This is a genomic window from Paucibacter sp. M5-1 (genome assembly GCF_027498415.2).
Lineage (GTDB): Bacteria > Pseudomonadota > Gammaproteobacteria > Burkholderiales > Burkholderiaceae_C > Roseateles_E.
The window spans coordinates 2307066-2317607 of sequence record NZ_JAPZLM020000001.1; the positions used below are offsets into that span (position 1 = coordinate 2307066).

At 70.7% G+C, this 10542-nt stretch carries 13 protein-coding genes; 4 read left to right on the forward strand and 9 right to left on the reverse strand.

What is annotated here, in order from left to right:
• The 4 genes from O5M90_RS10775 to O5M90_RS10790 all read right to left on the reverse strand — a co-directional run bounded on the left by O5M90_RS10775 (position 1) and on the right by O5M90_RS10790 (position 2803).
• Positions 1 to 1950, reverse strand: coding sequence for an AsmA family protein (locus O5M90_RS10775; protein ID WP_269838582.1), 1950 nt, complete (start codon positions 1948 to 1950; stop codon positions 1 to 3).
• 90 nt (positions 1951 to 2040) lie between these two features.
• The gene (locus O5M90_RS10780) at positions 2041 to 2355 is read right to left on the reverse strand and encodes a BON domain-containing protein (RefSeq protein WP_137941299.1); all 315 of its coding nucleotides are present in this window, start codon (positions 2353 to 2355) and stop codon (positions 2041 to 2043) included.
• A gap of 24 nt (positions 2356 to 2379) precedes the next feature.
• Positions 2380 to 2532, reverse strand: coding sequence for a hypothetical protein (locus O5M90_RS10785; protein ID WP_269838581.1), 153 nt, complete (start codon positions 2530 to 2532; stop codon positions 2380 to 2382).
• A gap of 43 nt (positions 2533 to 2575) precedes the next feature.
• Positions 2576 to 2803 (reverse strand): glycine zipper 2TM domain-containing protein, encoded by a 228-nt coding sequence (locus O5M90_RS10790; RefSeq protein WP_269838580.1) that lies wholly within the window; start codon positions 2801 to 2803, stop codon positions 2576 to 2578.
• A gap of 196 nt (positions 2804 to 2999) precedes the next feature.
• On the opposite strand from O5M90_RS10790, the gene O5M90_RS10795 reads away from it, so the two are divergent.
• Genes O5M90_RS10795 through O5M90_RS10805 form a run of 3 tightly spaced genes read left to right on the forward strand, consistent with a single transcriptional unit; the run spans position 3000 to position 5703 of the window.
• A complete protein-coding gene (locus tag O5M90_RS10795; protein WP_269838579.1) occupies positions 3000 to 3683 on the forward strand; it encodes a hypothetical protein in 684 nt (227 codons plus the stop codon).
• 11 nt (positions 3684 to 3694) lie between these two features.
• A complete protein-coding gene (locus tag O5M90_RS10800) occupies positions 3695 to 4369 on the forward strand; it encodes a response regulator (RefSeq protein ID WP_137941232.1) in 675 nt (224 codons plus the stop codon).
• Entirely contained in the window at positions 4366 to 5703 is a 1338-nt protein-coding gene (locus O5M90_RS10805) for an ATP-binding protein (RefSeq protein ID WP_269838578.1), read from the forward strand. Before O5M90_RS10800 ends, O5M90_RS10805 begins: the two co-directional genes overlap by 4 nt.
• 16 nt (positions 5704 to 5719) lie before the next feature.
• Here O5M90_RS10805 and O5M90_RS10810 read toward each other — a convergent pair whose 3' ends face one another.
• Genes O5M90_RS10810 through O5M90_RS10830 form a run of 5 tightly spaced genes read right to left on the reverse strand, consistent with a single transcriptional unit; the run spans position 5720 to position 10038 of the window.
• Positions 5720 to 6358, reverse strand: a complete 639-nt coding sequence (locus O5M90_RS10810; protein WP_137941234.1) for a tetratricopeptide repeat protein — start codon at positions 6356 to 6358, stop codon at positions 5720 to 5722.
• Positions 6359 to 6371: 13 nt separating this feature from the next.
• Positions 6372 to 7211, reverse strand: a complete 840-nt coding sequence (locus tag O5M90_RS10815; RefSeq protein ID WP_137941235.1) for an SDR family oxidoreductase — start codon at positions 7209 to 7211, stop codon at positions 6372 to 6374.
• Positions 7208 to 7885: a TenA family transcriptional regulator gene (locus O5M90_RS10820; RefSeq protein ID WP_440402016.1), complete on the reverse strand. Its 678-nt coding sequence runs from the start codon at positions 7883 to 7885 to the stop codon at positions 7208 to 7210. Before O5M90_RS10820 ends, O5M90_RS10815 begins: the two co-directional genes overlap by 4 nt.
• Positions 7886 to 7927: 42 nt before the next feature.
• Entirely contained in the window at positions 7928 to 9370 is a 1443-nt protein-coding gene (locus O5M90_RS10825; protein WP_269838576.1) for an AMP-binding protein, read from the reverse strand.
• The gene (locus O5M90_RS10830; protein WP_269838575.1) at positions 9367 to 10038 is read right to left on the reverse strand and encodes a thermostable hemolysin; all 672 of its coding nucleotides are present in this window, start codon (positions 10036 to 10038) and stop codon (positions 9367 to 9369) included. Before O5M90_RS10830 ends, O5M90_RS10825 begins: the two co-directional genes overlap by 4 nt.
• Positions 10039 to 10249: 211 nt before the next feature.
• On the opposite strand from O5M90_RS10830, the gene O5M90_RS10835 reads away from it, so the two are divergent.
• The gene (locus tag O5M90_RS10835; RefSeq protein ID WP_262970109.1) at positions 10250 to 10477 is read left to right on the forward strand and encodes a hypothetical protein; all 228 of its coding nucleotides are present in this window, start codon (positions 10250 to 10252) and stop codon (positions 10475 to 10477) included.
• Positions 10478 to 10542: the final 65 nt, after the last annotated feature.

A 10542-nucleotide genomic window follows, 5' to 3' on the forward strand; every position in this document is an offset into this window, starting at 1 on the left:
TCAGAGCCGCGGCCGGGCCCGCTCCAGCAGCCGTCGGCAGGCCTGCAGCATCTGCTGATCGGCGGCGCTGTTGCCGCTGTCCATCAGGGGCAGCAGCGCAGCCAGGGGATTGATCAGGCCCAGCAGCACGGCCGGCACCAGCCGGCGCATCAGCGGCTGGGCCTGCAACTGCCACTGCGGATCGGCAAGACTGCCGCTGATCTGCACCGGCGTGCGCAGCGACAGCGGGCTGAAATCCTTCGGTGCCACCCGCAGGCGCAGATCCAGCTGCTCGCTGGCCAGCGACAAGCGCCCCTCCATCCACAGCGTCGAGTCCTCGGTATCGAGCACCAGCGCGCGTGGCACGACCTGACCCTCGGACACATCCAGATCGGCCAGCGCGCAATGCAGCGGCAGCGCGCTGTCGCCGCGCAGCAGCAGGCCCAGGCCCTGAGCCAGATCGACACCGGCGGCCTCGACGGCCAGGTGCGAGATCGCTCCCTGCGACAGCGTCGCGGTGACGCGGCCGCGGGCGCTGGCCAGCAGCTCGGCGGTCGAACGACCCTGGCCGTTGAGCTTGAGCCGGCCGCGCATCTGGCCGCTGATCCAGGCCGGCTGGCCCGGCGTGCGGCTCTGGCGCAGCCAATGCGCGAGATCAACCTCGGCCCAGTTCAGCTCGGCCTGCCACAGCGCCAGCGCGGCGCGCCCGTCCAGCCTGATGGCGCCGGCCAGGCGGCCGTGCGAGGTGCCGGCCTGCAGATCCTGCAAGCTCAGCACCCCGTCCTGCAGCAGCAGCCGTGCGCGGGCCGGCGCCAGCGTATCGGCCAGCGCGCTGCCGAGCTCGATGCGCTGCAGATCGATCTTCACATCGGCATCCATCGCCCGCAGCGAGGGCAGATCGAATTGCCGTCTGGGCAGCACGCGATCACCGGCCGCGCGGGGGCCGGGCTCGACCGGCACGCCGATCGCCGGCCCCAGATCGGCCAGCCACAAGGCCTCGCCGCCGAGGCGGCCACTCAAGGCCGGACGCCCGCTCGCCTCCTGCAGCACGAAACTGCCGTTCAAGCGGCTGCGTCCCAGCAAGGCCTGTTCCACCTCGACCTGCCAGCGCGGGCCTTCACGGGCCAGGCGACCTTGGAACTTGAACGCAGCGGTGCTGGGCAGGGTCAGGCCCAGCGCATCGCCGATGGCCGACAGCGAAGGCCCGCCGAGCCGGTAGCTGCCGGCCAGGCCCTGCAGGCCCAGCAGCTCGCGCAGCGAACCCTCGAAATCCAGCGACGTCGCGCCCGCTCGCAGCTGCAGGCGCAGCGGCACCGCCGCCCCGCCGCCGGCATTGACCCAGGGCAGCGGCGAGGCCGTGTCCAGCCAGGCTTGCAAGGGCCGTCCCAGATACTCGCCATGGGCGGTGGCAAACAGACCACCGTCGCGGCCATCGCGATCGGCGATCGCAAAGTCGATCGTCGCGCTGAGGCGGCGCGGTCGGTCGTTCAGCAAGATGCGTCCGCCGCCCAGCCGCAGCTGCTCGAACTGCAGCAAGGCCGCGCCCTCGCTGGATTGCGCTCCGGTCTGCAGCGTCCAGCTGGCGCGGCCCTGCGGGTCGCGCCACAGATCGAGATCGGCCGAGCGGGCCTGCAGCGAGCGCACGCGCAGGCTGCCGCTGCCGCGCCAGTCCCACAGATCCCAGTAGCGCAGGCGCAGTTCCACCGCCTCGGCGCGCAGGGTCGGCGTCTGCGCCCGCCAGGCGGGACCGGCGATCAGCAGATGGTCGGCCCGCAGGCGCAGGCCGCCGAGCAGGCGCAGCTGCAGCACGGCCCCGCCCTCAGTGGCCGACGCGAAACGGACTTCGCGGCCCAGGCGCTGCGACAGCATCTGCGCCAGCGGCGCGGCCAGCCAGGGCCAGCCTAGGCTCTCACCGACGGCAAAGCCGCCGGCACACAGGGCCAGACCGATCAGAGGCAGGCGCAGCTTCATCAGGATCCGATCGGAGGATGGTGCGTGCTAAAAAAAAGCCACCCGGCGCGTACTCGCGACGGGTGGCCGAGGCTGCGGTCCCTTGGGGGCTCAGGATCGCACAGACAACTCGTTCTTGACTTGCTTGACGCCGCTGACGCCGCGCGCCAGCGACTCGGCCATCGCACGCTCGTTCTGGCTCTTCGCAAAGCCCGACAGCATCACGGTGCCGTTGAGCGTCTCGACGCTGATCGCGGCCGCGTCGACCTGCTTGCTCTCGACAAACTTCGCCTTCACCGCTGTCGTGATGGCCGAGTCATCGATATAGGCGCCGACCGTGGACTGGCCACGGCTGACGGCGCAGCCCTGCAGGGCCACCAGGGACAGAGCAGTTGCCAATGAAATAACGATTGCACGGGTAGACATGATCATCAGAGTTCTCCTTAGGTTTTATTGCTGGACCGGCGGCTGGCTGACAGCCTCGGTCGTGTCGTACAGAAACGGGAAAGCCACTTCGTAGCCCAGCTCAAGAGCGGCCGCATCGACCGGCTCAAGCGGCGCGTGCGGGGCCCACAGGGCTTGAGGGAAATCACTGAAACTCATGGGATCCTCCTGTTGCGGTGGGCCGCCTTGGACTGATCGGCGCTTACTTCTTCTTGCTCAACTCATTGCCGATGGCGCCGCCAACCACCGCGCCGCCGACCGTGCCCACGGTGCTGCCGCCGGTGGCGGCCGCACCGACCACCCCGCCGACCACCGCACCGACCGCGGTATTGGCCTCGCGCTTGCTCATGCCGGCACAGGCGCTGAGGCTGAGCGCCAACGTGGCCATGGCCAGGGTGGAGAGAAGACTGTGTCTGTTGATTTTGTTCATGCTGGACTCCTGTAAGGGATGGGAGCAGTGTGCGCGGCGAGGCGGTCGACAAGAATCAGCCAAGCTCGCGAAGCCGTGTCAGACAGCGCCGACACGCCAGTGCCGGCTTCGCAGCAAGCACCTATCTCGGCACGAAGCCGGCAAAACCCGCAAAATCATGGGCAAACCACAACGGCCGGTATCCACCACGCCATCAATGGACAGACTCACCGCTCCCTCCGCCACACCACAAGCCAGCCTGCCGAGCTCCAGATGGCTGACCCTGCCCGCCCCGCTGCTGGCCGCCCTGTTGGCGGTGCTGCTCTGGCTGAGCCTGGCGCCGCCCCAGGTCATGCATGTGATGCGCGAGGGCGGCCCGATCGAGGGCATGACCGAGATCCTCTACTTCTTGCTGGCTGCCGCGCTGTGGTTGAGTCCGCGCGCGGCGGGCGAGTGGCGCACGACGCTGGCGCTGTCGGTGATGCTGGCCGCGGCCGGCGCGCGCGAGATGGACCTGCACAAGCACTGGACCGGCACCAGCGTGCTCAAGGTCAGCTTCTATCTGCGCGACGCACCGCTGCACCAGAAGATCGTCGCCTTCGTGATCCTGGCGCTGATCGCCGCGGCCGCCATCGACCTGCTGCGCCGGCATGGCCAGACGCTGTGGCAGCGTCTGAAGGCGCGCGAGCCGGTGGCCTGCAGCATCGCGCTGTTCTTCGTCACGATGGCCATCAGCAAGGTGCTGGACCGCTCGATCAACGTGCTGGCCGAGGACTTCGGCATCGCCAGCTCGGCCTCGGTGCTGGCCCTGGTCTCGGCGCTGGAGGAGACGGTGGAGCTGTCCCTGCCGGTGATGGCCGGCCTGGCGCGCTGGCAGTATCTGCGGCTCGGAAGGGCCTAGCATAGGCAGCCATGCGCCTACTCGTCGTTGAAGATGATGCCCAGCTGGGCGATGCCCTGGCCAGCGGCCTGCGCCAGCTGGGCCATGCGGTCGACTGGTTCCGGGATGGCGCCAGCGCCGGCGCCGCGCTGGCCGGTGCGCCCTATGACGCGATGGTGCTGGACCTGGGCCTGCCCGGCGGCGATGGCATGCAGTGGCTGGCGCGCTGGCGCGCCTCCGGGCTGGCGCTGCCGGTGCTGATACTGACGGCACGCGACGCGGTGGAGCAGCGCATCGCCGGGCTGGACGCCGGCGCCGACGACTATCTGGTCAAGCCCATCACGATAGACGAGCTGGCCGCGCGGCTGCGCGCGATGCTGCGGCGCTCGGCCGGCCGGGCCCAATCGGTCTGGCAGCATGGCGCGCTGGCCTATGACCCGGCGACCAAGCAGGTGCGCTGGCGCGGCCAGCCCGTCGAGCTGACCGGGCGCGAGATGGCGCTGCTGGAGGTCTTGATGGCCCACCCGCAGCGCGTGCTCAGCAAGGAGCATCTGAAGGACAAGCTCTACGACTGGAGCGGCGGCGAGCCCGAGGGCAATGCGCTGGAGGTGCATATCCACCATCTGCGCCGCAAGATCGACCCGGCCATCGTGCGCACCGTGCGCGGCGTCGGCTATGCGCTGGGCGCGGCCGAGGAGGCCCAATGAGCTTGCAGCGGCGGCTGCTGCTCTATCTGCTGATGTGTGCGCCGCTGGTCTGGGGCGTGGCGCTGTTCATCTCGGTGGACCGGGCCCGGCATGAGGTCAATGAGCTCTTCGATACCGAGATGATCCGCCTGGCCCGCCAGGTGCAGGCGACGCTGAGTTCGACCCAGCCGGGCGAGCGGGTGCCCGCAGCACCAACCGAAGGCGCGGCCGATGCCGGCGAAGCCGATGTGCGCGATCTGGCCATCGCGGTCTGGGATGCCGGCGGCCAGCTGCTGCTGTCCGACCGCGAGGGTGTGCAGCTGCCGCGCCGTGCCGAGGCGGCGGGTTTTGTCGACCTGACGCTGGAGGCCGAGCCCTGGCGGGTCTACTACCTGCAATCAGCCGGCGGGCAATGGCTGGTGGCAGCCGGGCAGAAGGCCTATGAACGCGACGAACTGGTGTTCGACCTCACCGCCAGCCAGCTCGGGCCCTGGCTGCTGGTGCTGCCGGTGCTGCTGCTGGCGATGGCCTGGGCGGTGCGGCGGGCGCTGGCTCCGGTGCACCAGCTGACCGCCGAGCTGCAGGGCCGCGGCCCGAATGATCTGCAGCCGGTGCCGCAAAGCCATGCGCCGGCCGAGCTGAAGCCGCTGGTGGGGGCGATGAACGGCCTGTTCGAGCGCATCGATTCCATGCTGGCGCGCGAGCGCCGTTTCACCGCCGATGCCGCCCATGAGCTGCGCACGCCGCTGGCCGTGCTGCGCGCGCAATGGGATGTCGTGCGCCGCTCGGCCAGCGCCGAGGAGCGCGCCGCCGCCGAGGCCAAGCTGGGTGCCGGGCTGGAGCGCATGGACCGCCTGGTCACCCAGATGCTGGCGCTCTCGCGCCTGGAGGCCAGCGCCGGCCTGGGCCACAGCAGCGAGCTGCACTGGCCGACCATCGTCGAGCAGGTGATCAGCGACTGCCTGCCGCTGGCCGAGCGCCGTCGCATCGAGCTGGCCTGCGACTGGCCGGCGCCGGGCGAGCATGCGCTGCCGCTGCTGGGGGACGAGCAGCTGATGATGGTGCTGCTGCGCAATCTGCTGGACAACGCGCTGCGCTACGCGCCGCCGGGCACGACGGCCACGCTGCGCTTCGAACCCGGGCGGCTCAGCGTCGAGAACGCGGGCGAGCCGCTGACGGCCGAGCAATTGGCGCGCCTGGGCGAACGCTTCCACCGCAGCGAGGGCCAGGCGGAGAGCGGCAGCGGCCTGGGCCTGTCCATCGTGCAGCGCATCGCCGCGCTGCACCGGCTGAAGCTGGCGTTCGGCGCCGGCGCCGACGGGCGCGGCTTCCGGGCCGTGCTGAGTCGGGCCTAGCCGGGCTCAGCCAGGCTTAGCGGGACTTGGTCTTTTCGAGCAGAGCCCGCGCCTCCTCGCGCCGACCGGTGTCGGCGATCTGGCGGCCGGGCCGGGCCGGCGCCTGCAGCGCGCGCTCCAGATAGGTCTGCGCCTCGGCCGGCTGCCTGGTCTCGATCAGGTACTCGGCATAGAAGAAGTTCGGGTCTATGCCCTTGGGATTCAGCGCCAGCGCCTTTTGCAGCAGCTCGCGCGCCTTGGCCTTGTCGCCGAAAGCGATCGGCCAGCCCGGCACCTTGTAGTACAGCACGCCCAGGCTGTTGTAGGCCGAGCCGTCCAGCGCATTGCCGTCGATCTGTATCGCCGCTTCATACAGCGCCTTGGCCTGCTTGACCAGGCCCAGCGCGCCCAGGCCACCCTTTTCACCAGCCCAGGAGCTGACGACGATGCCCTCCCAGACCAGCGGCTCGCTGCGGCCGGCAAAGCTCTCGCTGAGCTTGTGGGCCTTGGCGGCCAGGGCCTCGAAGCGCTTCTCGCGCTCGGCCGCCGGGGTCTGGTAGCGGATCACCTCCCAGTCGTGCTGGATCTCGGTGACGGCGTCGTCGACAGCGGCGGCCTGGGCCATCGGTGCGCCAGCCAAAGCAAGCAGCATGCTCAGGTGCAATGAAATCTTCATGGGTGAGTCCTTGTCAGCAAGTGAGGGTCGCGGGGGCGCCGTCCGGGGACGGTTGTTGCAGCAGCGGCGGCAGGCTGCGGCGGTGTTTGGTGAAGGCGCCGTCCAGCAGCGGGCCGGCCAGGCCGTTGAGCCGGACCGCCAGCGTTTCGGGAAAGCCGATGAAGCGCTCGGCGCCCTCGCTCTCCAGCAGGCGCAGCAGGGCCTGGGCAACCCGCTCGGGCGCGTCCATCGCGGTGCCGGTGGCGCGGTTATAGGCCTGCACGCCGGCGTTGTTGAACTCGGTGCGGGTGCTGCGCGGGCCCAGATACTGCACCCGCACCCGGCTGTCGCCCAACTCGCGGCGCAGCGCCTCGGCAAAGCCGCGCAGGCCGAACTTGCTGGCGCTGTAAGCAGAAAAGCCCGGCAGACCCAACCGCCCCAGCGCCGAGCCGATGCAGATGATTTGCGCGCGCGGCTGGCAGCGCAGATGCGGCAGCAGCGCCTGGCTCAGCAGCATCGGTGCGAGCAGATTGATGTCCAGCAACTGGCGTATCGCAGTGGGCTCCAGGGTTTCGAGCCGGCCGAAGCTGGGCGCGCCGGCGCCATGCACCAGCACATTGCAGCCCCAGTCGGCCGCGATCTCGGCCAGCGGCCGCAGGCGCTCGGCCTGGGCCAGATCGGTGGCCACCCAGCGCAGCCGCGCCGGCTCGACGCCATGGCGCTGGCCCAGCTCATGAACCTGGGCGGCCAGCCGGGCCGGCGAGCGGCCCACCAGCAGCAGCGCGGCGCCGGCCTGCAGCAGGCTGTCGGCCACCGCGCGGCCGATGCCGCCGCAGGCCCCGGTCAGCAGCACACGGGCTTGGGCGGCCTTCATGCCAGGGCCTCGGCGGCTTGCGGCTTGGGCAGCGGCAGGCTGCGAAACACATCGCCGTAGAGGCGGAAGAACACGCGCGCCGCATGGATGATGTCGGCCTGGTCACGCGGGTCCTCGATCTGCGCCATCAGCAGCTCGAAGTGCTGGATGTGCTCCCGGTCCAGCGTGCCGTGCGAGCGCAGATAGCTGAAGGCGGCATCGGGCAGGCCCAGCGGCTGCTGGATCTGGTCGGCCGCCATCAGGGCCAGCGAGACGCTGGTGCCCTCCAGCACCAGCACCATGCCGAAGAATCCCAGCGGATTGACGCGGGCGATGGTGTCGTAGGCATAGGCCACCATAAGCTCGGTGGCCGCGCCGGGCCTGCCGTGGCGCACCGCCTCGGCATCGCCGCCGCAGGCCTTGATGTCGTTGAGTATCCATTCGTCATGGCCCTGCTCTTCCTCGATGTACTCGTCCAGCGGCCCTTCCAGCCAGCGATTGCGCTCGGGCAGTGCGGCCTTGCAGGCGCGCAGCAGCGGCACCGTGTGGCGCACATGGTGGTAGGCCTCGGTCAGGAAGGCGATATAGCTGGGCAGCGAGACCTCGCCGCGCAGGCAGCCCTGGATGATGGGCGTGCCGAGCAGGGCCTGGCGGGCATCGGCAGTCTGGGCCAGCAGCTGGGTATGGAAAGACATCGGTGACAAGTCCTTGAAGCGATGGGGCAAGCGGTGGATCAATCAAGCGGGACAGGCCAGCGCGTCGGCATGGCGGTCCCAGATGGCGGGGCGTTGCGGCCGGCCGTTGGCGGTGGCCAGGCCGGTCTCGGGGCCGAAGGCAGCGCGGGCGCGCACCCAGGACCGGATGCGGGCGTAGTCGGGCAACTGGGTGTTGGCGGCATCGACGGCGGCCTGCAGCTCGGCCTCGTCGGCAGCGGTCTGCAGCGGCCACAGCACCGCGCTGAGCGCCGCTTGCCCGTCGCCGAAGACCACCGCCTGGGCGATCGCCGGCTCGCCGCGCAGCGCGGTCTCCACCCACTCGGGCGAGACATTGCGGCCAAACGCGGTGATCAGCAGGTGTTTCTTGCGGCCACTGATGTGGACGAAGCCGTCGGCGTCGATATGGCCCAGATCGCCGCTGGGCCACCACTCGGGCACCGGCGTCGGATCGCGCAGATAGCCGGCGAACAGGCTGCCGGCCACCTCGATCTCGCCGTCCGCCGCGACGCGCAGCCGCGCATGCGGCAGCGGCCGGCCGGCGCTGCCGGGACGGTCGGCGCCGGGCAGGTTCAAGGTCTGCACCGAGGCAGCCTCCGACAGGCCGTAGCCCTCGTACGCCGGGATGCCCAGCGCGCGGGCATCGTCCAGCAGCCTGGCGCCGACCGCCGCGCCGCCGACGGCCACCAGCTTCAGCGAAGCCGGCGCGCGCTGGCCGCTGCGCGACAGATAGCCCGCCCAGGCGCGCAGCATCTGCGGCAGCAGGATCAGGCTGTCGGGCCGCTGCGCGACGACGGCGGCATGAAAGCGCGCCGCATCGAAGCTCGATGAGCCCGTCAGCCCCAGCTCGGCCAGTGGCAGCACGACGCAGCTGGCGCCGCGCCGCAGCGGCGCCATCAGGCCGGCAATGTTCTCCAGCAGCACCGCGAAGGGCAGCGCGCAGAGATGGCGGCGGATGTCCAGCGGCGCCATCGCCTGCACCAGCCCGGCCGCGACCCGCTGCAACGCCGCGCCATCGAGGCAGACGCCCTTGGGCGCGCCGGTACTGCCGGAGGTGAAGGTGATCTTGGCCGTGCCGGCCGGCAGAGCCAGCGGCGGCGCCGGCAAACGCAGGCATACCAGGGCCTGAGCGGCGAGTTCACACGGCTGGGCCGGCGCCTGCGGCCAGCGCGCGGCCAGCGCGGCGGGCGCCAGCAGCGTGTCGACCGCGGCCGCCTGCAGCGCATGGCCCAGCTGCTCGGGCGTGAAGAACAGTGGCAAGGGCACATGGACCACCTCGGCCAGCGCTGCGGCCAGGTCGGCGATGACCCAGGCGGCGGAGTTGTCCATCAAAGTGGCCAGCACGCGCGTGCCCTCGGCCCGGAGGCGGCGCGCCAGGCCATGGGCGGCGCTCTCCAGCGCCTCGCGGGCCCAGGTCTGGCGCCCATCCTCCAGCGCGGCGCCGGGCCCCAGCAGCAACCCGCTCATGAGGCCTGCCTGGCTGCACGATCTGCACGACGACGGGCCAGCTGCTGCAGCGCCTGCGGCAGATGGCCGGCCAGCACGACCGGGCGGTGTTCGTAATAGCTGCCCCACAGCCGCGCCTCGTCGGGCTCCAGCACGGCCGGGTCGGCCAGGCCCAGGGCCAGCGGCGTGACGCCGATGCGCAGGAACAGATGGCGCAGCTCGGTGGTCAGTGTGCTGACCACCCACTCGAAACCCTGCTCGGCCAGGTGCGGTCCCATCAGCATGATCAGGCGCCGGCCCTCGCCGGAGCGGGCCGCGGCCAGATGGCCGACCTCGACGATGCGCCCGCGTGCCGGCGTCGCCGCGCCGGCCTGGCGGGCCAGCAGCTGCTCGATAGGCGCCGCCAGATAACGCTCCAGGAACAGCGTCTCGCTGGCGGGCCGGTAGCCGGCGGCCGCAACGATGTGCTCGCCGCTCTCGTCGCACAGGCTCAGCAGCAGCGGCGCGAACTGCCGCAGCGTGGCGCCGAAGCGCTGGGCATAGATGGCGGCGATGAAGGCCTCGACGGCCTTGCGGCCGGGCTCGCCGGGCCGATGCAGCCGCAGACGCGAGCCTGCCGCGAGGGGCGCCGCAACCGACGTTCGGGTGTCGGAGCACGGGGGCGAGAAACAACAGGCAGCGCTCAGCAAGTTCACTCCTTCGCAAACCCGCCAGGGGCGGCGGGTCGGTATGGGAGCGGATGCTCGGGGCTGGCGATTAAGCGTGCATTAAGCGAGAAGAACCGGTCCGGGCGCCGCGCGGGTAGGACAAGGGCTACAGCCGCAGGCGGGGCCGTCCGCTTCGCGGCGAGCGCTGCGGGGACGATGCTGAGCCCTGTTCACGGCAAACCTGGAGACGCTCATGACACAGACCGCCCTCATCACCGGCAAGGTCGAGTACCGCGAAGGCGACGGCCCCAGCATCGTGATACGCAAGGGGCCGATCGAGGTCCAGACCACCCGAGCCGACGCCACGCTGAGCTGGGTCGACGGCGAGACCCATGGCTCGGCGGCGATACCGCTGGGCGATTTCAAGCGCTTCGTCGCCAAGGGCCTGATCAAGATGGGCGATGAGATTCCGCCGGCTTGATTGATCTGGCTCAAGGCCCACGCGGCCGCAATGCCTAGACTGGCCTGCACCGGCACCATCCATCG